The sequence below is a fragment of the Chryseobacterium sp. 7 genome, assembly GCF_003663845.1.
In the GTDB taxonomy this organism is placed as follows: Bacteria; Bacteroidota; Bacteroidia; order Flavobacteriales; family Weeksellaceae; genus Chryseobacterium.
Genome location: NZ_RCCA01000001.1, coordinates 4,189,236 through 4,213,708, shown reverse-complemented (window position 1 = coordinate 4,213,708; position 24,473 = coordinate 4,189,236). Strand labels below are relative to the sequence as shown.

Sequence of the window (24,473 nt, the reverse complement as noted above, 5' to 3'; positions counted from 1 at the left end):
ATGTAACGGCAATTGTCTTACCTATAAGAAACAAAACTCATGACCCAAGAAACTTTCAAGAATACGGTGTTTATTCTCAAAGACGAGATGTATCGTTTTGCGAAGCGGTTTGTCATGAGCAGTGATGAAGCAGAAGATGTAGTACAGGATCTCATGATGAAGTTTTGGCAGAAAAGGGATGAGCTGGGGCAGTTCGGGAATTTTAAATCCTATGCGCTCAAGTCTGTCCGGAACGAATGCCTGAACAGGTTGAAGCATCACGATGTAAAGATTGGCTTTGCGGATATGCAGCTTCATCGCTCGGAGCTTTACAGTATGGAAGTTGATAACCTTAAGGAATATATTGTAGGATTTATCAATCAGCTCCCGGAAAAACAAAAGATGGTCATCCACTTGAAAGATGTAGAAGAATACGAAGTGTCCGAAATTTCTGAAATGCTGGAAATGGAGGAAAATGCAGTAAGGGTAAACCTTATGCGTGCGAGACAAAAAGTAAAAGAACAAATCTCACAACTGATGAGCTATGAAAAAAGATCAATTACAAGATAAATACAACGAAATCTTCCGGGATATCAAGGAAGAAAAAATGGACTGGAGCTTTGAAGACTTTCTTCAGACCACAGAAGGTGCGGAGCCTGAACAGAATACTGCTCCAATTATTCCATTGGGAGAAAAGAAAAAGCCCTCTTTTCCTAAATGGTTCTGGATGGCCGCCAGTGTAATGCTGATTTTCGGTTTCGGGGTATTTCTCAATTATAATAATTCCGGTGCAGTAGATGTACAGGACAGAGAAAAACTGGTAAAAGATGAGATCTTAAAACAGAAGTCCGGATTCATTGAAGAAAACAGTGATCATCAGGAACAGGTTGCCGTGAATCATACAGATTCTATTTCCGGAGTAAAGAAAGATTCTGTTTTTCAGGATAACCAGGTGGCAGAAAAAGATGTAATGGATGAAATCCTGCCCAAAAGAGGAAGGCTTAAAAAAGAACGAAAACCTAGATATGTGGATAATTCTTCCTTCCCAAGTAAAAATTTAAATGATTCTGCTACAGCGTACAATGACTCTTATGTAATTGTAAACGGAAAAAGAATCAGCAGTGAAAAAGAAGCCTTAGATGTTACAAGATACTCCTTTATGAAACTAGGAAGTGAGTTTAAAAAAACAGTAGCATCTTCTCAAAAAAATGAAAATCTTGACAGCGAATATTAAAAATCAGAACAATCCCATGAAAAAAATATTTTTTATAATAGCCATAATGCTAAGCAGCTTTGCAACTTCGTCTGCACAGACTGAGAAACTAGACAAGCTTTTTCAGGATTTTGAAAAAAATGGAAGAGTAACCTCTATCAATATCAAAAAACCAATGTTCAAACTATTGAATACCATTGATGTTGATGATGCCTATATCGGAAAAATAAAACCTATTCTGAATGAGGTAGAAGGGCTTAAAATTCTGATTATTCCTAAAATTACATTCCCAGATCGTTTAAAAGATGAGAATCTTGCGAATATAAAAATGAATGAAGAAAAAACGGAGAGAATTAACAAAGCTTTAAATTCTCTTAATTTCAATGAGCTGATGTCTATGAGCAGTGACGGAACTTCCATGAAATTCCTGGCTGAAGATGAAAGAGACAACTATCTGGAAAATCTGGTTTTCAACGTAGATTCCAAAGAAGAGAATATTATTTTCATCCTTAACGGAAAAATGAAACTTTCAGATGTGAATAAGATCATTAATTCCGGAGAAACAAGTACTTCTACAATGACAAGCACTATGAGAAGCAGCCTTACATCAGATAACACTTCTTCTTATCTGAATGGAGATAATAGGAATGTAGGCGAATTTTCAAAAATCGATGCCAGCGTAGGAGTAAATGTTACCTTCAAACAGGAAAATACCAGAAGCGTAAAAGTAATTGCAGATGCAGACAAACTTCAATACGTGATCACAAAAGTGGAAAACGGAGTATTAAAAATATATGTAGACAACAAAGGCGTTAGAAATTTAAGATTTAAAAATCTGAATGTGAATGTTTCTGCCCCTAATATTAATGCTATAAAAACATCATCAGGCAGTATCTTTACGGCAGTGAATCCTGTTACAGAAAACAGTCTGGCAATTGAAGCAGAGTCCGGATCTATTATTAAAGGAAAATTCAGTATGAATCAGTCAACAGCAATAGCTGTAAGTTCCGGATCGGTGCTTGATGTTGATATTAAAACACCTAAACTGACATTGGATACTTCCAGTGGTGCAAGTATCAGTTTATCCGGAGAGGCTGCTTCAGCAGTAATTGATATCAGTAGTGGAGCATCTTGTAAAGCCGATGATCTTAAGATCGGTACAGCAGTAGTGGAATCTACTTCAGGGGCAAGTCTTTCTCTGCTGGTAACAGATAAGCTGAAAGTAAGCGTTTCATCAGGGGCAGCTGTAAAATTGAGAGGAAATCCTGAATTGGATGCTAAAGTAGATAAAGTTTCTGGAGGAAGTTTCAGGCAAATCAAATAAAAAAACTAACCTATGAAGACTCTTAAAAACATTTTTCTCATTATTCTGACAATCGGGCTGATGCAGTCGTGTATTGTTTCTGAAAAACCGAATATAGACTTTTTCCAGAATTCTAAATATGATTTCAAAGGAGCACAGTTTGCCAGTATTAATGTACCTATGGTTTTGGCTAAATCTTATATTAAGAAAGCCCTGAGAGAAGATGGAGACAATGAAGAGACCATAGATCTGGTTAAGAAGGCTTCCAAAATAAAAGTACTTACTGTAACCAACGGAAGCCAAGAAATGCTAAATGATTACGCCCAGTTTTTGAATAATAACCATTATGAAGAATGGGCAAGCATAAAACATGAAGGGGACGATATCAATATCCGCGTAAAACAGGATGGAGAGACCATTAAAAACATGCTGATCACGGTGGGTTCAAGCAAAAATGAAATGGTATTTGTAGATGTGAAAGGAAATTTTACGGCGAATGATATCTCAAAAATGATCAATTCTGTTTCTGATAAATAATTTACAACCTTAAATATTTAGAGCATGGAAAAATTGATAAGAGAAGTCCGTATCCTTAAAATCTATGCCGTTGTACTTACTGTACTGTGTGCGATGTTTTTCTTCCTTGCATTCAAAAATCAGTCTTCCAACGAACGTTTTAAAGAAATAGATGTAGAACGTATTAATATCATTGAGAAAGACGGAACACTAAAGATGGTCATCAGCAACAAAGAACGTCAGCACCCTGGTTTGGTGAATCATAAAGAGTTGAAACCAAGGGAGAGAGAAGCAGGACTTATTTTTTTCAATTCTATGGGTGACGAATGCGGAGGTCTTGTATACGATGGCAATGAAAAAGAATCCGGAATGGTATATTCTGTAGATCAGAGAAATACAGACCAGATTATGCAGCTTCAGTATTTTGAAGGATCCGGAAAAGATAAAAACAGAGTGTATGGTCTAAAACTTTGGGACCGCCCAGATGATTTTCCGCTGGAAGATATTATTAAGTTTGAAGACTCTCTGAAAAAATTAAATGATCCGGCTGCCAGTAAAAAGGCGTATGCACAACTTAGAGAACAAGGAAAGCTTACCAATGAGCGTTTCTTTGCTGGTAAGACTGCCACTGGGGATGTTGGGATCTTTATCCGTGATGCCAAAGGGAAAGTAAGATTAAAATTATACGTTGATAAAAATAATCAGACCCATATTGAAAATCTGGATGAAAATGGAAACCTTGTCAAATAACCTTTAATGTTCATTATTTAAAAGATAACTAAAGTAGTTTCATACTTATTCAATTATTTTGTACCGTAACCGTTCTGACATAAGAACGGTTTTTCGATTTAAGTTATTGATTATTAAATTTTATTTAAACTATTAAAAAGGATTTTCATATCTCATTAAAATAACCTAATTTTGCAAAGAAAGTAAAGATGTCTATTCATAACAAAATTGTAGAGACAGCCATCACTTTCGATGACGTTCTTCTAGTCCCTTCTTATTCAGAAGTTTTACCTAACCAGGTTTCATTAAAATCAAGACTTACCGACAAAATTACGCTGAATGTTCCGATAGTTTCCGCTGCGATGGACACTGTTACTGAAGCTGATCTGGCCATTGCCTTAGCAAGAGTTGGAGGGTTAGGCTTTATCCACAAAAACATGACGATCGCTGAGCAGGCTGCTCAGGTAAACCGAGTAAAGCGTTCCGAAAACGGAATGATCTCAGATCCGGTTACATTATCTAAAGATCATACTTTAGGTGAAGCTAGAGATCTTATGTCAAGATATAAGATTTCAGGTCTTCCAGTGGTAGATCCCAATAATGTTCTGATCGGAATTATTACCAACAGAGATGTAAAATATCAGGAAAATCTTGATATGAAAGTTGAAGAGATCATGACCAAAGAAAATCTGATCACTTCCGACAAAAATACCAACCTTGAAAAGGCAAAAGAAATCCTTCTTAAAAACAGGGTTGAAAAACTTCCTATCGTAGATAAAGACAATAAACTTGTAGGTCTAATTACCATCAAGGATATCGATAATCAATTGGAATACCCGAATGCTAATAAAGATGAGAGTGGTCGTCTTATTGTAGGAGCAGGAGTAGGGGTAGGAGAAGATACACTGACGAGAATTGAGGCTTTGGTAAAGGCAGGAGTTGATATCGTAGCAATAGACTCTGCGCATGGTCATTCTAAAGGAGTTTTAGATAAAATTTCAGAAATCAGAAAAGCATATCCGGACCTTGATATTGTAGGGGGAAACATTGTAACTGCAGATGCTGCGAAAGACCTTATTGAAGCAGGAGCAAACGTTTTGAAAGTAGGTGTAGGACCTGGATCTATCTGTACAACCAGAGTAGTTGCCGGAGTAGGAGTTCCTCAGCTTTCCGCAATCTATAACGTATACGAATATGCTAAATCTCAAAATGTAGCTGTAATTGGTGACGGTGGTATCAAGCTTTCAGGAGATATCGTGAAAGCTATTGCCAGTGGAGCAGGTGCAGTAATGCTGGGCTCACTTTTAGCCGGTACAGACGAGGCTCCGGGAGAAGAAATTATCTTCCAGGGAAGAAAATTCAAATCTTACCAGGGAATGGGAAGCCTTTCAGCAATGAAGAGAGGAGGTAAAGAAAGATACTTCCAGAGTGAAGCTAAAAAATTCGTTCCGGAAGGAATTGAAGGAAGAGTTCCGCACAAAGGAAAATTGGAAGATGTTATTTTCCAGTTGACAGGAGGTCTGAGAGCTGGTATGGGATACTGCGGAGCAAAAGATATTGAAACACTTCAGAGAGATTCCAAACTGGTAATGATTACCGGAAGCGGATTAAAAGAATCTCACCCGCATGATGTAATTATCACGCAGGAAGCTCCGAATTATTCATTATAAACAATAGTTGAATTTATATAGTAAAAACCGTACAAATTGTGCGGTTTTTTTATTTTATGATTTTATATTAACAATATGATTGTTAGTGTCTTATTTTTTTATTTTGACTTTTTTATATTACTTATATATTTTATTTTTGGTAATATTTTTGTGAATAGTTTAAATGATTTAAACATGTTCTGATATGTATGTAATTCTATTTTAAGTGTTAAATGTAACAAAAATCCATGTTTTTCTACTAACTGTAGTGAAGTTTTAAATTTTGAATTTGTTTTTATGTCAAATATTATCATATAAGGTATAAAAATAATAAATTTGCAACCTGTTTAATTTTTTTAAATTATTATAATGAAGAAAACTATCCTTTGTGGGGCATTGCTACTTTCCCTTTCGGTATCAGCACAGCAAAAAAAAGACTGGTGTGATTTTGATAACGAACAAAGAGTACACCAGAAACAGAATGGGGAAATTGACGAAATGATTCGCAACATCCGCAATAGAGTTATTAGCAGTAATCAAAATACAGCTGCTAAAAATGGGAGTGCATACAAAATTGTAGACGGAGTGTATGAAATTCCTGTTGTAGTACACGTAATAACACCTACAGGTGCTGCTCTTGGAACGGCTTACAATAAAACGGATGCGCAAATTCAGGCTTGGCTGGATCATTGTAATCAAATGTATGCAGGTACTTATCAGTGGGCTCAGGGAGTTCCGGCTGATTTTGGTAACGCTGCTACAATGCCGATCAAATTAGTATTGGCGAAGAGAGACCCTAACTGTAATGCCACTACCGGAATTGTAAGATATAACGGTGGAGTTCTTGCAGGATATGATGCAAACGGTGTGAACCGTAGCGGAACAGGTGGTGTTACTACAACACAAATTAAATCAATTGCACCACACTGGCCTGAGGCTTCTTACTTTAACATCTATATTATGAACAAAGTAGATGGAGGTGGACAATATGGAATTATGGGATGGGCAGGACTGCCTCAGAATCCTGATTCTTCATACGAATCCTTCATGAAATCTTTTGTAGTTACCTTACAGGATGATATTACTTTAGCTCATGAATTTGGACACAGTATGGGATTGCTGCATACTTTTGGCAATGCCAATGCTCAGCCACCACAGGGAGATACAACTACCACTAACTGTCCAGCAACTACTAATAACTGTGCTACAGACGATGATCAGGTTTGTGATACGGAAAGATCAAGAAGTTTGCTGAATGACTTTCCTGCACCTACAAACAGCAATATGAATTATTGTACAGGTACCAACTATCAGGGAGTACAGTACAATATGATGAATTATACCAACCCAATAGCATTCAAGTTTACTAGTGGGCAGCATGATAGAGCGGCTCTTTATTTCTTCTTATTGAGAGGAGCTCTAAGTACTTCATTAGGCGCAACGGCTCCTACCGCAGCTGCTTCCGTTGGTACACCTATTGCTGCTACTTGTAACCCAAGTGGTATCTTAAATACAACAAGCAATTATTTTGTAGGGCCAACTCTTGTAAAACTAGGAGCCATTAACAATGGATCTGTAGGATACTGGCAGGGGGCTCCAGTTTTTTATGAAGATTATACGGGAGCAAGCTGTCTGAAAGCTACATCTACTGAGCTTTTAGCAACAGGTACTCATAACCTTCAGGTAAATGTAACAGATTCAAATAATGATGTTAGAGTTTGGATTGACTATAATAATAACGGAACATTCGAAGCTTCTGAATTGGTAGCTTCTGCGGATAATATTATTGCAGATCCGGTTACGGCAATTGGTACTTACAGTACTACCATTACAGCTCCGGCTTCAGCCGTGCTTAATACTCCATTGAGAATGAGAGTTCTTGTAGATGATGAGAATCCTAATATGACTCCTTGCGGACAGTTAAAGTATGGTCAGGTTGAAGATTATACTGTGAAATTTGTGACCAACTTAGGAACAAGTGAAGTGAAAGCAGATAACAGCGATTTAACAGTTTATCCAAATCCTGTTTCAACCGGAGACAAAATTTTCATTAAAGCTAAAAATGGTAAAAATCTGAAAGTTTCTATTTCTGATATGTCAGGAAGACTGGTATCAAGCCCATCTGTAACTGAAGAAGGAAATGGTGTTTTCAAAGTAGATCAGCAATTAGAAAAAGGAGTATATATGATTCAGGTTTCTAACGGAAAAGATTCTAAATCTTCTAAATTGATCATCAAGTAATTATTTGATTAAAATTTGAAATAAATAGTAATGCCTCCAATCATTTGGGGGCATTTTTTATTCAATCTTTCGATATTTAAATCTGGATTTGATCACTTTATTTAAAAACTGACCTTTAGATCTTGCCTCTTTAAACTTTTCAATAATGTCAGCCGGAACTTTAAAATAATCATAAACAGCTCCTGACTGATATATAATTCTCAATATTTCAGTATCCGGGAAATAGATGAAATGGTTGACGACACTTGAAGGCATACAGTTGCTCATACAAAAAATGTTCCCCGCCTGAAAAATAAAGCTTTCAGAATTTCTGAAAGCTTTAATGGATGATTTCTTTTGAAAAAGGATTTATTTTTTAACGAATTTAAACTGATGAGTCTGAAAATTTCTTGTGCTGATTTTCATTACATATCCACCAGAAACAAGTTGAGAAACATCAATTTTTGAATCAAATGCTTCAGATTTTACCAACCGTCCGTCAATAGTATAAATTTGAATAGACAGACCGTCATCAATACCGGAAATGCTTATAAAATCGGCCACCGGATTCGGGAAAATCTGAATTTTATTTTTCGAAAACTCTGTGGTTCCTAATGTTATGGTCTGTACATCACCGGTCATAGTAGAATTGGCTGCTGTAAGATTACCACCGCATTGTCCTGTTGTAACGCTTGTATTCTCTGTCCAGGTTCCTACCATGTTGCCGGGAGGCATAGGAATTGAATTATTTCCTGTTGAATTATAATAAATTAAAAATGGCGTTGTGAAAGTTCCATTTCCTTCATCAGCAAGAAATTCCCATCTTGTAAGAGCATTGTTCCATTGGATTTTAAACTCGCAGGTTCCTAATCCGCTGCAATCTTGTGCACCGTCAATAGGAGTAGTCATATAAATGTTTTTATTAAAGGAATCTACACCTGTTTTGTTAAAAGTGAATGTAGTAGCGTCAAACAGATTGGGACATCCCTTAAAAGTGATCGTCTGCGCAAAAGCTGAGCTTCCGAGAGCAAGACATACTAAGTAAAGAATTTTCATAGCGATTAGTTTTGCGTTGGAAATACTCCTACTAATGAAATGATACATTTCAAGGTTATAAAAGGAGGTCTGTTTTCATGCGGCTGGTTTCCGCCTGTACTGTTGATCATTGTACTCTTCATGGTTGTATTCGCTGTCGCATCAGAGTATTCTTTGTCAAGAACCTTGGTGTCTGCAGGAAGACTGTTGGTAGGTGAATTTTGATTCCCCTCAGCAGTTACCGCATTTACCGTATGGCTGTGTGCCGGCATCTGTGTTACCAATAATGTAACGCTTTCAGTTCCTCCGGTTTGCCCCATGCTATAGGTAGTAGGCCCCCCCGGAGCCTGTCCGTTATGTACAAGTACTCTGCCTCTCATATCAGGTAAGGCAAAAGTAGTTGTTCCGTTCCCGCCATAGGTTGTACCTAAAAGGGCAAATAGTGCCTGGTTTTGTGCAATAGACAGAAGTTGTCCATCGCATGATGCCCAGTTTTTGGGAACAAAATTGTAAGGAACAAAAGCAATTTGTCCTAAATATGGATCCGATGCCTGAGCTTGTAGGGAAGGAGCGAATGCACCGCTGATAAGCAGTGTACATGCAATAAATAAGTTTTTCATGATGACAAGGTTTTAATTACTATAAAATTATAAAATATTTCGCATAAAACGTTTATAAATAAATAAACCTTTCATGTTATAATGAAAGGTTAGATTTTATTAATTGAAATTAGCTTTTTTATAGTTTTTCTCTCTAATGTTTGGAAGGCTGGAAATATGGTCTTTAATTTTTTAGATTATCCTTAAAATCATCAATCCTGAAATCGGTTAAAGCATTTCCTTTCTCAATTTTCTCTTTAGAATAAAGCCTGAAATCATTTTCTGTTTTTTCCAGAAGATAATCATAGGGTCCTATATGAGAAATAAGTTTTACCAATACCGGAGAAATCTCAAGACAGATAAACAGCCCCATGATAAATGAAGCGGCAAGTCCTATGATTGCAGAATTTTTTCCAAGTTCATCCAATGCCTGAAGTCTGGCTGCAAACCCATTGAATTTATCTTCAAAAGTTTCCGTAGATTTTCTTTCGGTTTCCAGGTTGGTATATACTTTGGAAATTTCTTTATCCAGATATTCCAGCCTTGGAGCCGCCTGTTTTTGATAATTCTCCAGATCTACTCTGCGCTGCTCTTTTAATTCCTGCTTACGTTTGGCGTTGGGGCCGTAACCCTCTTTTCCACTGGTTAATCCTGATTGTTTTCCCAGAATTTCTTTTTCAAGTTCTACTGAAGCAGAGTCATAGGCTTTCTGATACTGGGCAATTTTCCCTGAGATCTGCTGTTTTTCTGTTTCAAACGGGCCGCTCTGCTGAAGAATTCTTCCGTTCATCTCGCCCTGAAGCTGTTTTTTATTTCTTTGAATGATGGTATTCAGCTGCTTATTGACCTCTTTCTCAAAAATTTTAAGCTCTAATGGCTTTGAAATAATAATTCCCAGGAATGTAGCAAGAATAAGACGGGGAATAGACATCAGAATCTGATTCCACCATGTTCCAGTTTTTTTAATGGAAGAAACAATATAACGGTCAAGATTAAAGATCATTAACCCCCACAAAATTCCGAACCCTACAGAAGCCCAGATATTGTCGAATACCGTATACATAGCATAGCCTGCAGACAAAGTGGCAAATATTGCTGTGAAAAGTACAATCCCTCCAATTCCGGAAAACTTATTCCATTCACTCGGAGTCTTTCTTAAAATATGAATGTTTCCTCCGGAGCATACCATCAGAAACTTTTGGAACCAGTTTATTGTATGAGTTCCTTGATTTATAGTTTGTTGGTTTGTTTTCATAACTGAAAATTTATACAAAGATAATACTAAAAATCATACCAATGTAAAAGATAGTATTATGTTTTACCAAGTAACTGTGTGTTTTATCAATTTTATTGTGAATCAGTTTTTTAGGAATAAGACGTGGAGAACAGAATTACTTCAGTCTGTCAGGATTCTGTTTCAGGAAACTTTCCCATCCGGAATAGGATTTAGTGTCCGTTATAGTTCCGGAATTAAAATGATGGCATACCGCTACAGCAAGACCATCGGAAGCATCGAGATATTTTGTAGGAAATTCTTTCAGGTTAAGTAGGTTTTGAAGCATTCCGGCTACCTGTTCTTTACTGGCATTTCCGTTTCCGGTGATGGCCATTTTAATTTTTTTAGGAGAATATTCGGTAATAGGGATATTTCTGTACAGGCTGGCAGCCATAGCGACACCCTGTGCACGGCCCAGTTTCAGCATACTTTGTACATTCTTCCCAAAGAAAGGAGCTTCCAGGGCTACTTCGTCAGGATGAAACTCGTCTATAAGAGATAATGTTCTTTCAAAAATATATTTGAGTTTCGTTTCGTGGTTGGGATATTTCTTTAAGATAAGCTCATGAATGGAAACCATCTCCATTTTTCCTTTTTTTACGGAGATAATACCAAATCCCATGACGGTAGTTCCCGGGTCAATACCTAAAATTATTTTCTCTGAAATCATTGCCTCAAAGATAAGGCTTTCTAAGTTTTAAGTGTCAAAAAGTATTTAATCAGATTTTCATGTATATTTGCTATACTTAAAACTTTAGTACCTTTAAACAAAAATGATTATGAAAAATGTATTTAATGTATTAATTGTTCCTGTTTTTCTGTTTTGCAGTTTTCAGAAACAAAATGAACAGCCTCAAAACAAGAAATTAAATTCAGAAACGGTTACAAAGAAAAGTGACAGAATTATTTATCTGTTTTTCAAGGCAGATAAAGATCAGTCAGGAAATGCAAAGATTACTCTTCAAAGCAGTAAAATTGCAGATGGAAGACTAAAGCAGGTTTCTACTTTTGAAAGAAATGATGTTCATAAAGGAGATCTTATCATTAGCCTGACAGGCTCAAATGGAAAAGAAGTGGCTCAACAGCTTGTGAAAGATCCTTTTAATCCTGAACTGGAAGTTTACGAAAAAGAAGGGATCACCAGACATAAAGCTGCTTTTCAAAATACAGAGTTCAGCGCCAGATTCCCGTACTCAGAAAATGTTCAGATGGTGAAGGTAGAAAAAGCAACCGAAGACGGAGTACAATTATTATTCACACAAAAATTATAAATATGAAAAAAGTTTTATTTTCCCTTCTTATAGGAAGCAGCTGCTTTGCCCAAACATTTGAGACGGTTCCGCTTTTGCAGAACGGAGACAATAGTAAGCGTGTTATTATTGCTATTTTGGGAGATGGGTTTACTGCTGCACAGCAGACTGCTTTTACCACATCAGCTCAAAATACAGTCAATTATCTTTTTACAAAAAGCCCTTATACAGAATATAAAAATTACTTTAATGCCTATGCTGTAAAAGTAATTTCCACAGAATCCGGTGTAAAGCATCCCGGGACGGCAACAGATGTTGTGGAACCCGTAATCCCTGTATCCAATCCTAATAACTATCTTGGTTCTACTTTCGATATAGGTGTTCACAGATGCTTATACAGTAATACGTCCAATACGGTAGGGCAGGTATTGGCTGCCAATGTTCCTGATTATGATATTACTTATGTATTAGGAAATTCCACAGAATATGGTGGTTGTGGAGGTACTTATGCCTTTGCTTCGTTGAATGCTTCTTCCAATGAAATTGTAGTACATGAATTAGGACACTCTTTCGGAAAGCTGGCTGATGAATATTGGTTCGCAGGATCTCTTGAATCTCCCAATAAAACTCAGACCTCCAATCCTGCTACCATAAGATGGAAAAACTGGGTAGGATTGAACGGAGTAGGAGTATATCCTCACGCTGAAAGCCCTACATGGTTCAGACCGCATCAGAGTTGTGAGATGAGGTATCTTAACCAGCAGTTTTGTTCTGTGTGTACAGAAGCGATTATTGAAAGAATTCACTCTTTGGTTTCTCCCGTAGATTCCTATACACCAGCAAACAATACTACAGTAGATGGTACTTCTAGTGTTACTTTCACAGCTACTGAAATTCTCCCTATTCCGAATACATTAGTTAATACATGGACTTTAAATGGAACAGTTCTGGGATCCACTGGGAATTCCGTTACTATTACTCCGGGACAGCTTAATGGAGGAAATAATACATTGACACTTTCTGTGGTGGATAATAATCCGCTTCTGAAAGTTGATAATCACAGCACACTTCACGTTACCAATGTTACATGGACGTTGAGTAAAGCTACTCTTGGCACTTCAGAAGTGAAAGCAGAAGAAAGACGTTTCAGCATCTATCCGAATCCTACGGACGGGGAGTTTTTTATTAAAGTAAAACAAGGCTTCTCAAAAGATGCAAAAGTAGAAGTGTATGACACTTCAGGAAAACTGATTCCATCCAGATTTGAACTGAATGATTCCGGAATAAAGGTTGATATTAAAAACTATCCGGCAGGTACTTATCTGATTAATGTAAAAGAAAATAAAACGCTGATTCTTTCTCAGAAGGTGATTAAAGAATAAATATAATGAAACCGGCTGCCACAGCCGGTTTTTATTTTGTCAGCCTTTTTTCAGCGATAGGCACCCAGTTTTCTTCATGACGCAGAAGTATAATCTTGTCAACTAAGAATTTAGTTTTGTATTCTTTTGTTTTGTATTTTTCCCAGGCTTTGAGGTAATTCTCCCAGTTCAGATTTCTATATCCTACAGTCATATGTGGATGGAAAGAATATTTACCAAAATTAAACTGCTGTTTTACATGATGATAAAGCTCTTCTAAAAGCGGGCTGCTTTCCGGTTGAACAAATAAAACAGGATTGTTAGGATTGGGAAAGCTTCCAAAACCATTCAGTTCTATTTCGAAAGGCTCGATTTCCGTATTGATCTTCTGAAAAGCAACATGAATATCATCTTCAAGTTCAATTTCTCTGGAGAAAGGTGGAAAAAGGGTGATGTGTGCTTCATTTTTCAAAGCTTTAGAATTGCCATAATGGATAGCTAAATCTCTCTTAAAAACTTTTATTTCTTCAATAATCTCCTGGGGAGGATAAATAGCTATGAAGTACATTTTTTTCATACAGCAAATTAAAATTTTTTACAGTAAATTTACATACATAAGAAAATTATGCATAAGTTTGCAATGTATACAAATCATCCTATGAAAAAGAATAGCCTTTATAAAGGTACTTTGCAGAATATTATTTTGAAGCTTCTTTCAAAAGAGGTTAAAATGTATGGATATCAGATTACCCAAAGAACTAAAGATCTGACTCAGGGTGAGCTTGAAATGACGGAAGGTGCACTTTATCCATTGCTTCACAAATTGGAAAGTGACGGAATGATCACTTCTGAAATTCAAAAGATCAATGGAAGAGACCGGAAATATTATCTGCTGACTGAAAAAGGAAAAAAACAACAGACAGAGCAGGAAACTGAGATGAAAAGCTATTTACTCAACCTACAGACAATATTCAGTATATGATCACCAAAATACAGGAAAATACAATTACAGATTATCTGGTAGCTCAGGAGCTCTCACTGGATATTCTGGTGGAAATCAGAGATCATATGATCAGCCAGATTTCAGATATTCAGTTCAATGAAAATGTCAGCTTTGAGGAAGCTTTCTCAAAAGTGAAAGAATCATGGAATGGAGAGTTTACCATGGTCAATTATCTGTTATTTTATCCTACTAAGATTCCTTTGATTGCGAAAAGAATTATTCAGGAGAAATACAGTGGGCTTTTCAAAAAAGCTTTGATGGTAGGTGTTCTGGCTTTTGCAGTTAATCTATTGCTAATTTTTATATCAGGTAATCAAGAGCAGTATGATCTGTTCTTTAAACTACTGAATGGCTCATTTGTATTAGCAACGATTCTGATCTGGATTTTAAATTATAAAATCTGGAAATATATCAAAGCTGATTTTAAATACAAAGGGAAATCTCTTTACACCATGTATCAGCAGAATCTGGGATTAATGGTTGTTTGTGCCTGTTCTATGACGCAGGTGGCTATAAGGCATGGACATTATGCTTACCAGTTTTTCAGAGAACAGAATTATAACGATGTTCCGGGGGTTCTGATGACTTTGATGATTCCTTTTGTATTACAGATAGCGCTTGTTTTTGCAGTGTTGAATTTTATTGAGCATAAAAAGAATTTGGTAAAAATGCAGGAATTTCTAAAGGCGGTATAAACCTATTACGACAGCTAATGTTTTGATCTAAGCTGTGTAAGCGTATTCTCAAGATTATCTGTGATTTTTTTTACTTCAATATGAGGTCTGAAAATCACTCCTTTTCCTTTCTCCTCATCGGCAATGTTAGAAAGAATGATAACAGATGTTTTTGTTTCCGGATAATAGATATTTAAGGAAGGAGAGCCTTTTATATAACCGCTGTGGAAATAAGAATTAGGCTGCCCGATATTAAGCATAATTCCATAAGCATAGCCCATTTTTCCAAAGATAGCGTGATGTCTTTCTGAACTTTTTGCCATGAATAGCTTTAATGTTTCAGGTTTTAAAATTTTTCCACCATACAGCGCATTATTCCAGGAATGAAGATCCTGAATGGTAGATAGTATTCCTCCGGCTGGAGTTCCTATTTCCTGTCCGCCTAATCTTTTCGGCATATTCGGAACTTCTGAAAACTTAGCAGGTGTGCCGACATAAGCACTTGCAAAATTATTTCCTTTAAAAATATTTCCCGTTGAAGAATGAGTCATTCCTGCTTTTTTGAACAGTTCCAGAACATTCTCATCATATGACTTTCCGGATACTTTTTCCACAATCTTTCCAAGCGTATTAAATCCGTCATTGGAATAGAAAAAATCTGTACCGCTTTTAAACATCAGCTTTCCACCCATCAGGTTCAATCCTGAAGTATGATTGAGTAACTGATGAATCGTAATGTTTTCATATTCTTTGGTCTGGAATTCCTTCAGATATTTTGAAGCTTTATCCGTTACATTAAGTTTTCCCTGTTCCATCTGAAGCAGGATCATAACAGCAGTGAACTGTTTGCTTACAGATCCTATCGCAAAAATAGTATTGCTGTCAATTTTAGTTTTCCTTTTAAAATCCGAATAACCATTTTCTCTTCTATAAAGAGGAAGAGAGTCTTTAAAAACGGCAATGCTTCCATTGAAATGATACTTTTTGAAAGTGGAATCAAGCTGTTGTTCTAAAAGTGTTTTCTGAAAAGCTGCAATAGTAGAATCAACAATAGCTTTCTTGTCAACAGGAGCAATTTTAGGAGTTTCAGTGGTGCAGGAAAACAAAAAACAGAAAAGGGACAGGATAATAAAATTTTTGATCACAGGTGTTGTATTTTTTTAATGATGATTGATACTCTTAAAGATACTAAAATATCCAAAAGAGTAGTAAGGGAAGCAAATTGCGTGCTAGGATGAGGTACCGGAGCAATTTAATAAGGATTTAATCTATACTTGTGAAGTATTCGGTAAATATTTAACCTTATGAATGAAATCCCGAACGAAATGAAATAATAGATTGAAAAAGCCTGTGAAAGAATATTCACAGGCTTTTTTTATAGCAGATCACAAAACCAGAAAACGTATTCTCCATCTTCTTCATCAGGAGATGTTTTTGGTTTAGGATACGTTTTCTTTACTGTTTCTCCAATTTCAAACTGAATTGGATTTTTGAAAATCGGCCCATCAAAAGTAAAGGTATGAAATTCCCCATTTTCTCCGCATGGATCTACATTTTCAGGAAGATCATCAATGAATTTCTGATCAATAATTCGTCCGGCAAAGCTTTTATCAAGGTAAGATCCATTGACGCAGGTTACAATGGTTTTAAAGCCAAGATCTAAAAATTCATGGATGAGGTGGGAGGTATTTTGTTTCCAAAGAGGAAATACAGCTTTTATCCCGATGGTATTTAGTTGGTCTTCTCTGTATTTTCGCAGGTCTTCTAGGAAAATATCCCCAAAAACAGAATGAGTAATACCCTGAGCCTGTATTTCAGTCATTGTTTTACTCATAATTTGCTGGTATTCTTCCATGGATGGCTCTTTGGGAAGCTCCATTTTAATTAACGGAATTCCGAGGCTTTCTGCCTGTTTTTCTAAAAGAGAGACATGTACACCATGCATAGAAATTCTTTGAAACTCCTGATTGATGCTGGTAAGTAGTGTAGAAATTTCATATTGATCCTCCTGTAGTATTTTATAAAGGGCAAGGGCAGAATCTTTTCCGCTGCTCCAGTTGAATAAGGCTTTTGGTTTCATTTTTAACATAAAAATCTCTCAAAAATAGGGAGATTTTATGGTTAATACGACATGAAAAACTATACGATTAAAAATAAAAAACTCCTGAATAAATCAAGAGATTTTATTTACCAAGGAGATTTCCTTATTTTGAAACGGGCTTTCCATAGTTGTTTTGAGGGCTTGTAACATCCACTCTGTCTTTTTCTGCCTGATCCCTTTTTTGTAATTCTTCAACATTTCTAGCCATGTCGCTTTTATGAGAGTTATCTACAATAGGGGTTTTGCAAGAAGCTAATGCCACAAAGAGACCCAACACCGAAATAATTTTAATGCATGCTTTCATTCGAATTTTTTGAGGGCAAATATATAGGATCGGGTTAGCTTATTTTTAATTTTTAACAAACATTATAAATCAACCGGATAGAATTTAGAATTTTTTCACATAAAAAATAAAAAAACCTCAAAGATTTACTTTGAGGTTTTATATGAGAAATGTTTATTGTATCAATTTACATATTTCTTCTGTACTTACCACCTACTTCGAATAAAGCATTGGTAATCTGTCCTAAAGAACAGTATTTCACGGCATCCATCATCATTTCAAATAAGTTTTGCTGGTTGATGGCTGCATGCTGAAGTTGATTTAAAGCTTCTTCAGATTTGCCTTCATTCGCTTGCTGGAAGTTATGAAGAGATTCAATCTGTGCCTGCTTCTCTTCTTCTGTAGAACGGATAACTTCTCCCGGTAAAACGGTTGGTGAACCGTCTTTTCCTAAGAATGTATTTACTCCAATAATCGGGTATTCACCGGTATGCTTAAGCCATTCGTAATGCATAGATTCTTCCTGGATTTTTGAACGCTGATACATGGTTTCCATGGCTCCAAGAACACCTCCTCTTTCTGTAATTCTGTCGAATTCTGCATATACAGCTTCTTCTACAAGATCCGTTAATTCTTCAATGATGAATGATCCCTGAAGTGGGTTTTCATTTTTAGCCAATCCTAATTCTTTATTAATGATCAGCTGAATAGCCATGGCTCTTCTTACCGATTGCTCAGTAGGCGTTGTAATTGCCTCATCATAAGCGTTTGTATGAAGAGAGTTACAGTTATCATAGATTGCATAAAGTGCCTGAAGAGTGGTTCTGATATCGTTGAAATCAATTTCCTGAGCATGAAGAGAACGTCCTGAAGTCTGGATGTGGTATTTCAGCATCTGGCTTCTTTCGTCTGCGCCGTATTTTAATTTCATCGCTTTTGCCCAGATTCTTCTTGCTACACGCCCGATTACTGAATATTCAGGGTCGATACCGTTAGAGAAGAAGAAAGATAAGTTCGGTGCAAAATCATTGATATCCATTCCACGGCTTAAGTAATATTCCACATACGTGAAACCATTCGCCAATGTAAATGCCAGCTGAGAAACCGGGTTGGCTCCTGCTTCTGCAATGTGGTATCCCGAAATGGAAACAGAGTAGAAATTTCTTACTTTTTCTGTAATGAAATATTCCTGAACGTCACCCATTAATCTCAATGCAAATTCTGTAGAGAAGATACATGTATTCTGAGCCTGGTCTTCTTTTAAGATGTCAGCCTGAACTGTACCACGAACAGTAGCGATTGTTTTTGCTTTGATTTCCGCATATACATCTGCAGGAATCACTTCATCACCTGTTAATCCTAATAGCTGTAGTCCCAAACCATTATTGGATGGAGGAAGTTCACCGTTGTATTTTGGTCTTTCTAAACCTTTATCGTCAAATTTTTCCTTCAGCTTAGCTTCTACTTTAGCCTCTAAACCGTTTTCTTTGATATATTTTTCAACATTCTGATCGATGGCAGCATTCATGAAGAAAGCCAGCAGCATTGGTGCAGGACCGTTGATCGTCATTGAAACCGAAGTCAATGCATTCACAAGATCAAATCCGGAATACAATTTCTTAGCATCATCCAGTGTTGCAATAGAAACTCCCGCGTTCCCGATTTTACCATAAATATCTGGTGGTAAAGCCGGATCCTGACCGTATAATGTAACAGAGTCAAAAGCTGTAGATAAACGTTTTGCAGGCATTTCTGCAGAAACATAATGGAATCTTCTGTTAGTTCTTTCAGGACCTCCTTCTCCTGCAAACATCCTTGTAGGATCTTCTCCGGTTCTCTTGAACGGATAAATACCTGCAGTGTAAGGGAAGCTTCCCGGAAGGTTTTCCTGTCCTTTCCATTTGATCAGATCTCCCCAGTCATTGTATTTTGGTAATGCAATTTTTGGAATTCTTAAGTGAGATAAAGATTCAGTAGAAGTTTCAACCTTGATCTCTTTTCCTCTCACGAAATAAGAATAAAACTCTGCATGGAAAGCTTTTTTCGTATCGTCCCAAGTCTTTAGGAAGTCGATATTATCCTGTTGAAGTTCTTTTTCTGCTTTTTGATATTCAGCATCCAGAACGTCATTGGAAATGATATTTTTTACGCCTTCAATATGATACATTTTTCTGGCTAATTCTGCCTGTTTTTCAATATTGATGTCGTATTGTTTATTGTTTTCAACGATTTCAGAAAGGTAACGGACTCTTTTCGGAGGGATGATGGTTACTTCTTCTGTAATTTCCTGTTCTACAAAAGTTTTTAGATTTAATTCAGAGAATTTATCATTTACTTTTGAAACTAATCTGTTGTATAATTCTGTAGTTCCGTGATCATTAAACTGAGATGCTTTGGTTGCATATACCGGCATATCGTCTAATGGGCTTTCCCATAGTAAATGGTTTCTCTGGAACTGTTTTCTTACCGCCTGAAGTGCATCCAATGCACCACGTTTGTCAGATTTATTCAGTGCGACAAGATCTGCATAATCTAACATGTCGATTTTTTCCAGCTGTGTAGAAGCTCCATATTCAGGAGTCATTACATACATGGAAACATCTGCGAAATCAGAAACTTCTGAACCAGACTGCCCGATTCCTGAAGTTTCAAGGATGATTACGTCCGGATGAGCCAGTTTCAGGACATTCAGTGCAGAGTGAATGAAAGGAGAAACAGAAACGTTGTTTTCTCTGGTAGCCATAGAACGCATATAAACTCTTGGATCATTGATCGCGTTCATACGGATTCTGTCTCCCAATAAAGCACCTCCGGTTTTCTTTTTCGAAGGGTCAATGGAAATAATAGCGATTTTTTTATCAGTATTGGAACGTAAGAAACGTCTTACCAATTCATCTGTTAAAGAAGACTTACCCGCACCTCCGGTACCTGTGATACCAATAATCGGAATGGTTAAATCTTTAGATTTTTCGTCGATTGCTTTTACAAGTTCAGGTTTTTCTTCTGAAAAGTTTTCAACGGCTGAGATGATCTGTGCAATGCTTGAAGGGTTTTCAAAGCTGATATCGTCAAGATCTTTTGCTGTAACATCTTTTCCTGTAGCAAAATCTGATCTGTGTACCAGATCATCAATCATTCCCTGAAGTCCAAGCTCACGGCCATCATCCGGAGAATAAATTCTGTCGATTCCATAAGACATCAGATCTTTAATTTCTTCCGGAAGAATTACACCGCCACCGCCGCCAAAAATTTTGATCTGAGGTGAATTTTTTTCTCTCAAAAGGTCGTAGATATATTTGAAATATTCATTGTGACCTCCCTGATATGAAGTTAATGCAATTGCATTGGCATCTTCCTGGATGGCTGTGTTTACAACTTCCTCTGCTGATTTATCGTGTCCTAAGTGGATCACTTCGCATCCTGTTCCCTGAATAACACGACGCATAATATTGATCGCAGCATCATGCCCATCAAATAATGAGGCAGCAGTTACGATTCTTACCTTGTTGGTTGGAGTATATTTTTGGGTTTCCATAAAAAATTCTAGACAGTTTCTAAGTTCTCAAATATAGTAATAAAATGAAAACCTTGACTTGTAGGTTAATGTTTTGATTTTTAAATGTTTATAATAATTGTTTTTTGAATCTTACAGACTTTGTCAGAGGTTAGGTCTGTATTTTTCAGATTATTACGCTATTCCCTAAAAATATAAATGTCGGCAGAACAGAATCTGCCGACATTTTCTCCCCGGCCTAAGCCTGAAGTTGGGTCTTTATTTCAGGGAAAATTTCCTGTTTTATTATTTTTCTGAGAAAAGTGTTTTTCTTTTGCTGTCCAGTCCCCAGTTCAAACCTAAGAATGAAATGAGATTGTCTTTATCGCCATAATTTTTTCCGAAAGCAGCATTAATATACACACTGTCAGATACCTTATAGTTGATGATTCCGTTGGAACGATAAGTGTTATCCAAGTCACTGCTTCTGTAAATGAATTCATAGCCAATAGAGAATTTATTATAAACAAGCTCTATTTTTCCACCAAAATCATAATTGTTGGTTTTGCTGAACCCGTTGGCAATATCATAAACTGTTTTGTCCTGCATATATCTTGCAACGGCATAGAAATTCAATCTTTTTTCAATCTTTGAAGCTTCTGTAGGAGTTTCTTTGATCATTACTTTGGGTTTTTCATTCTTTTGATTTTCGACTGCCTTTTGTTCTTCAGTTGGTTTTGGCTTTTGATTTTTCCTTTCCAGATTGATTCCGGAACTCATCGTCATCCAAACTCCGAATTTTCCGAATTGATTATTTTTAAACTGGTTATCTAAAAAGAAAGTACTGTAGGCCGAAGCAACATCTAATTGAAAAGCAGGTTTTTCGTCAAGGTATTTTTTATAATTTTCGGTTTCGTCAATGAATTTTTTATATTTTCCGGTTTTGTAATAATCTGTTACAAATTCGTCGTATGCCTTTTCAATTTTTCCGATTTTTTCATCATTGCTATCACTAGATAAGTTTATATCTATAAACTTTTTTGATGTTTCAAATTCTTTCTGGATGCTAGTTAACATCTCTGAGATGATATCATTCGAAGCGACAATATCAGCTATATTTTTCTTATTTCTTATCTTAAATATAGTTGTTCGCAAAGAAAAAGATACCGATGGATTTTCTGTGTTAAGATTTTCAATTTTATAATTTCTCAGAAAGGCAAAGGAGAATGAAACGTTTTTGGCTTCACTGAAGATGTTATTCTTATGCTTATCTTCATTATTTACATCTTTAATGGTTTTAATGCCGGCATATTTCAATGCATTCATTTCCGTTAAAGGAAATAAATGGGTTGGGGTAAGTTCTACCGCATAGGCATTGGGAAGACCTTCATTTTCGCTGAATGAATTCACAATACTGGTCATGAAAGCCTTTTTTGATTTTGGAGTTTCCAAATCAGAGCTTGCTAAACCGAGGAGCATTACACTTGGTGCATTGGAAAGTTCCAGTTTGTTTAATTCTGCAGTAATTTCTTTGTTTTGGGAAAATAGCAATGTTATTCCAGTCACCAAAGCTGTTAGTATTAATAACTTTTTCATAGCTTAAGTTTTATGAATTTATAAACAGGATAGCTCTTCTTGTCGGCTAAGTCTTCAACTTTTTTACCTTCAAAAGGGTTGAAATGAAAGTTCTTGGCAGGAATTTGAGGGAATTCGAATTTTATTCTGCATGTATTGATTAAGATCTGCAGATGGTTAATCTGCATATTAATATTGAAAGATGTTGCGAAAAGTAATTTATCAGATGTTAAATCTACTTTTGGTATGGTAAATGAAAATTTATCATCATTTAAATTATTGTCTTCTATCCATTTTTCATTAACGATAAAATGAGGGTCACCAAATTGTGTATTAGAACTGATTATTACGTTCACTTCCACATTGTTTTCTGTGAATTGCGCAATTTTTACTGTTGTTTTTGGAATCTTTTTCATGTCTATTGTTTTTTTGGTTTGTAATTTTTTTCAAAACCTGATCGTTCATTTTCAATACCTTTAAAATAAGTATGATGATTTTTCAGCTTTTGATTCTATTTCAAATTTAGAATTTGTAATATTTCTTGTCAATTACCTTTTCGGGTAATATTGTAATGATACAACCTGGATTATTCTGAAATGAAAATCTTTTTAACTTAACCTTCAATTCAATAATTAAATGGGGAAAACGATTCTGCACCCCGATTAAAATCTCTATTTTTGCAGCATATTTTTACAGACATGCAAAAAGCTTTGATGTATTTCGCTTTAGGAACAGTAGTAAGTTTCCTGATCAATTATTTTTTATAAGTTCGGAAAATATCGCGCTGGATATTTATTATGCCTTCGCCTTCGGTTCTGCCTGGGGAATTGCTTATTATCTGGATACTCCTGATTTCGCCTTGCCTAAAAAATTAATTCTTTCATTTGTAGCAATGGGAGTTCTGGTACTTATTGGTGCTTTAATTTTTACTCTTGAACTGGCCATTCCGTCTATTCTGAAATTTTCAACCGTTTTTGTTGCCTATTATTTATTTGCAAGCTTCAGGGGGAATAAATCCCTTAGAAACTAAATTAATGCAGCATAATAAAGCTTAGGTACATCAATACCATAAACATCAGAATCAATCCGATATAATTGATAATAAATAATACGGAACCTTTCAGAATACTGATTCTTTTTTTTGTTTCATATACCCTGTGATGGGCTACAAAGAAATAAACTGTCATATAAAGCCCTAGTCCTAAGCAGGCTAAGACATATAGTAAGGTAAGCAAGCTGCTGCTGGGTAAAAAGCTTACAATTTTTTCTCCTACTATAAATACCAGTATCGCTAATAATAAAAATGAGAAATAGTGAAGGGTAAATATACCATGATCAAAATACCACCATTTTTTCTTGTTGTGAAACACCCATAAAAAGAAGGCAAATATTGGCAGATAAACAAACAGCGCTTTCGGAATGGTGTGGATAAAATTTTCTTTATACTTTTCCCAAATCTGATTCTTGCTGTATCCGTCCTCCTTCAATTCAAATACTTTCCCTGCAATAGGTCTCATGATAGTATAAATCCCGGTATCATCCTTCGCCATAATAGAGTCATACTGTTTCATGGAGTAAGCATGCATAATGGATGCTTCTTTAGGATCAAACGTGCTGTCGAAAAGCTCGTCTCTTTCTTTTCCATCCTTTATCTTCAAAGTATCATCCTCCAGTGCTTTTTGAGCTGCATTAACGGTTTCATGTGACAAAACTCCTCCTTTTTGTAAATCTTTTACAATGTCTTTGGAGACTTCTTTTTGTTTTTTTGCTTTTTCTTCGGTTTTAGCTTTGCTTGGCTTTTCTTCTTCCTCTTTGGCATGTGGTAAAACATTGGGAAGGAAGAATGTAAGGAAACTTATAAATATATAGAGTTTTACAGGTGCCACATATAATTGTCTTTTACCAGCAAGATATTCTTTAGTAAGTAATCCCGGTTTGGTAAACAGATATTGTATGGTTCTCCAGAACTGGCCATCATAATGGGTAAAATCTTCAATGAAATGAGTAAACAGAAAATGAAAAGGCTGTCTGCTTTCAATATTTTCCTGTCCGCAGTGTGGGCAGAATCTTTCTTCAACCTGGTGTCCGCAGTTTAGGCAGGTTTTGTCTTCTCTTAGTTTTCCGTGGCTCATGGATTAGGGAATATGATTAGCGCAAATATAATTATTTCAATGAAATTATAATTATATCTGTATGTTTTACGGAAATCTTTAA

Annotated in this window: 24 protein-coding genes and 1 pseudogene; 12 read left to right on the top strand and 13 right to left on the bottom strand. The window is 36.1% G+C overall.

What is annotated here, in order from left to right:
• The first annotated feature begins 39 nt into the window (after positions 1 to 39).
• The 7 genes from CLU97_RS19365 to CLU97_RS19330 all read left to right on the top strand — a co-directional run bounded on the left by CLU97_RS19365 (position 40) and on the right by CLU97_RS19330 (position 7,630).
• The gene (locus CLU97_RS19365) at positions 40 to 549 is read left to right on the top strand and encodes an RNA polymerase sigma factor (RefSeq protein ID WP_121489382.1); all 510 of its coding nucleotides are present in this window, start codon (positions 40 to 42) and stop codon (positions 547 to 549) included.
• On the top strand, positions 524 to 1,213 hold the full coding sequence (locus CLU97_RS19360; RefSeq protein ID WP_121489381.1) for a hypothetical protein: 690 nt from the start codon (positions 524 to 526) through the stop codon (positions 1,211 to 1,213). The genes CLU97_RS19365 and CLU97_RS19360 overlap by 26 nt, the downstream gene beginning before the upstream one ends.
• A 16-nt stretch (positions 1,214 to 1,229) precedes the next feature.
• Entirely contained in the window at positions 1,230 to 2,516 is a 1,287-nt protein-coding gene (locus tag CLU97_RS19355) for a DUF4252 domain-containing protein (protein ID WP_228437807.1), read from the top strand.
• Positions 2,517 to 2,528: 12 nt separating this feature from the next.
• Positions 2,529 to 3,032, top strand: a complete 504-nt coding sequence (locus CLU97_RS19350; protein ID WP_121489380.1) for a DUF4252 domain-containing protein — start codon at positions 2,529 to 2,531, stop codon at positions 3,030 to 3,032.
• Positions 3,033 to 3,056: 24 nt separating this feature from the next.
• A complete protein-coding gene (locus tag CLU97_RS19345; protein ID WP_121489379.1) occupies positions 3,057 to 3,761 on the top strand; it encodes a hypothetical protein in 705 nt (234 codons plus the stop codon).
• Positions 3,762 to 3,949: 188 nt separating this feature from the next.
• Positions 3,950 to 5,410 (top strand): IMP dehydrogenase, encoded by a 1,461-nt coding sequence (gene guaB, locus CLU97_RS19340; protein WP_121489378.1) that lies wholly within the window; start codon positions 3,950 to 3,952, stop codon positions 5,408 to 5,410.
• Between the two features lie 348 nt (positions 5,411 to 5,758).
• Positions 5,759 to 7,630 carry a GEVED domain-containing protein gene (locus tag CLU97_RS19330; RefSeq protein WP_121489376.1) on the top strand — a complete coding sequence of 624 codons (1,872 nt, stop codon included), beginning with the start codon at positions 5,759 to 5,761 and terminating at the stop codon, positions 7,628 to 7,630.
• A gap of 57 nt (positions 7,631 to 7,687) precedes the next feature.
• On the opposite strand, the gene CLU97_RS19325 is transcribed toward CLU97_RS19330, so the two are convergent.
• The 5 genes from CLU97_RS19325 to ruvC form a co-directional block, all read right to left on the bottom strand.
• Positions 7,688 to 7,897 carry a KTSC domain-containing protein gene (locus CLU97_RS19325; RefSeq protein WP_228437805.1) on the bottom strand — a complete coding sequence of 70 codons (210 nt, stop codon included), beginning with the start codon at positions 7,895 to 7,897 and terminating at the stop codon, positions 7,688 to 7,690.
• Between the two features lie 81 nt (positions 7,898 to 7,978).
• Positions 7,979 to 8,665, bottom strand: a complete 687-nt coding sequence (locus CLU97_RS19320; RefSeq protein WP_121489374.1) for a T9SS type A sorting domain-containing protein — start codon at positions 8,663 to 8,665, stop codon at positions 7,979 to 7,981.
• Between the two features lie 5 nt (positions 8,666 to 8,670).
• Positions 8,671 to 9,264, bottom strand: a complete 594-nt coding sequence (locus CLU97_RS19315) for a phage tail protein (RefSeq protein WP_121489373.1) — start codon at positions 9,262 to 9,264, stop codon at positions 8,671 to 8,673.
• A 163-nt stretch (positions 9,265 to 9,427) separates the two neighbouring features.
• Positions 9,428 to 10,498: a DUF4407 domain-containing protein gene (locus CLU97_RS19310; protein ID WP_121489372.1), complete on the bottom strand. Its 1,071-nt coding sequence runs from the start codon at positions 10,496 to 10,498 to the stop codon at positions 9,428 to 9,430.
• A gap of 136 nt (positions 10,499 to 10,634) precedes the next feature.
• Complete coding sequence (gene ruvC, locus CLU97_RS19305; protein ID WP_047424950.1) at positions 10,635 to 11,189, bottom strand: crossover junction endodeoxyribonuclease RuvC; 555 nt, start codon at positions 11,187 to 11,189, stop codon at positions 10,635 to 10,637.
• Between the two features lie 109 nt (positions 11,190 to 11,298).
• On the opposite strand from ruvC, the gene CLU97_RS19300 reads away from it, so the two are divergent.
• Together CLU97_RS19300 and CLU97_RS19295 are read left to right on the top strand one after the other, a co-directional pair.
• A complete protein-coding gene (locus CLU97_RS19300; RefSeq protein ID WP_147436524.1) occupies positions 11,299 to 11,790 on the top strand; it encodes a hypothetical protein in 492 nt (163 codons plus the stop codon).
• Positions 11,791 to 11,792: 2 nt separating this feature from the next.
• Positions 11,793 to 13,151, top strand: coding sequence for a M64 family metallopeptidase (locus tag CLU97_RS19295; RefSeq protein WP_121489370.1), 1,359 nt, complete (start codon positions 11,793 to 11,795; stop codon positions 13,149 to 13,151).
• A 31-nt stretch (positions 13,152 to 13,182) separates the two neighbouring features.
• On the opposite strand, the gene CLU97_RS19290 is transcribed toward CLU97_RS19295, so the two are convergent.
• Entirely contained in the window at positions 13,183 to 13,707 is a 525-nt protein-coding gene (locus CLU97_RS19290) for a 2'-5' RNA ligase family protein (protein WP_121489369.1), read from the bottom strand.
• An 81-nt stretch (positions 13,708 to 13,788) separates the two neighbouring features.
• Here CLU97_RS19290 and CLU97_RS19285 point away from each other — a divergent pair, with 81 nt between their 5' ends.
• Both CLU97_RS19285 and CLU97_RS19280 read left to right on the top strand, forming a co-directional pair.
• Entirely contained in the window at positions 13,789 to 14,112 is a 324-nt protein-coding gene (locus CLU97_RS19285) for a PadR family transcriptional regulator (RefSeq protein ID WP_121489795.1), read from the top strand.
• Positions 14,109 to 14,828, top strand: a complete 720-nt coding sequence (locus CLU97_RS19280) for a hypothetical protein (RefSeq protein WP_121489368.1) — start codon at positions 14,109 to 14,111, stop codon at positions 14,826 to 14,828. Before CLU97_RS19285 ends, CLU97_RS19280 begins: the two co-directional genes overlap by 4 nt.
• 14 nt (positions 14,829 to 14,842) lie before the next feature.
• On the opposite strand, the gene CLU97_RS19275 is transcribed toward CLU97_RS19280, so the two are convergent.
• From CLU97_RS19275 to CLU97_RS19250, 6 genes are all read right to left on the bottom strand, one after another.
• Positions 14,843 to 15,952, bottom strand: a complete 1,110-nt coding sequence (locus CLU97_RS19275) for a serine hydrolase domain-containing protein (protein ID WP_121489367.1) — start codon at positions 15,950 to 15,952, stop codon at positions 14,843 to 14,845.
• 230 nt (positions 15,953 to 16,182) lie between these two features.
• Positions 16,183 to 16,887 (bottom strand): diphthine--ammonia ligase, encoded by a 705-nt coding sequence (locus tag CLU97_RS19270; protein ID WP_121489366.1) that lies wholly within the window; start codon positions 16,885 to 16,887, stop codon positions 16,183 to 16,185.
• Between the two features lie 124 nt (positions 16,888 to 17,011).
• Positions 17,012 to 17,212, bottom strand: a complete 201-nt coding sequence (locus CLU97_RS19265) for a hypothetical protein (protein ID WP_121489365.1) — start codon at positions 17,210 to 17,212, stop codon at positions 17,012 to 17,014.
• A gap of 166 nt (positions 17,213 to 17,378) precedes the next feature.
• The gene (locus CLU97_RS19260; RefSeq protein ID WP_121489364.1) at positions 17,379 to 20,726 is read right to left on the bottom strand and encodes a methylmalonyl-CoA mutase family protein; all 3,348 of its coding nucleotides are present in this window, start codon (positions 20,724 to 20,726) and stop codon (positions 17,379 to 17,381) included.
• Positions 20,727 to 20,990: 264 nt separating this feature from the next.
• Positions 20,991 to 22,280, bottom strand: a complete 1,290-nt coding sequence (locus CLU97_RS19255; RefSeq protein ID WP_121489363.1) for a hypothetical protein — start codon at positions 22,278 to 22,280, stop codon at positions 20,991 to 20,993.
• Complete coding sequence (locus CLU97_RS19250) at positions 22,277 to 22,675, bottom strand: hypothetical protein (RefSeq protein WP_121489362.1); 399 nt, start codon at positions 22,673 to 22,675, stop codon at positions 22,277 to 22,279. The genes CLU97_RS19255 and CLU97_RS19250 overlap by 4 nt, the downstream gene beginning before the upstream one ends.
• 282 nt (positions 22,676 to 22,957) lie before the next feature.
• On the opposite strand from CLU97_RS19250, the pseudogene CLU97_RS19245 reads away from it, so the two are divergent.
• Positions 22,958 to 23,289, top strand: a pseudogene (locus tag CLU97_RS19245) (hypothetical protein).
• Position 23,290: 1 nt separating this feature from the next.
• On the opposite strand, the gene CLU97_RS19240 reads toward CLU97_RS19245, so the two are convergent.
• On the bottom strand, positions 23,291 to 24,391 hold the full coding sequence (locus CLU97_RS19240; RefSeq protein WP_121489361.1) for a DUF3667 domain-containing protein: 1,101 nt from the start codon (positions 24,389 to 24,391) through the stop codon (positions 23,291 to 23,293).
• Positions 24,392 to 24,473 lie beyond the last annotated feature (82 nt).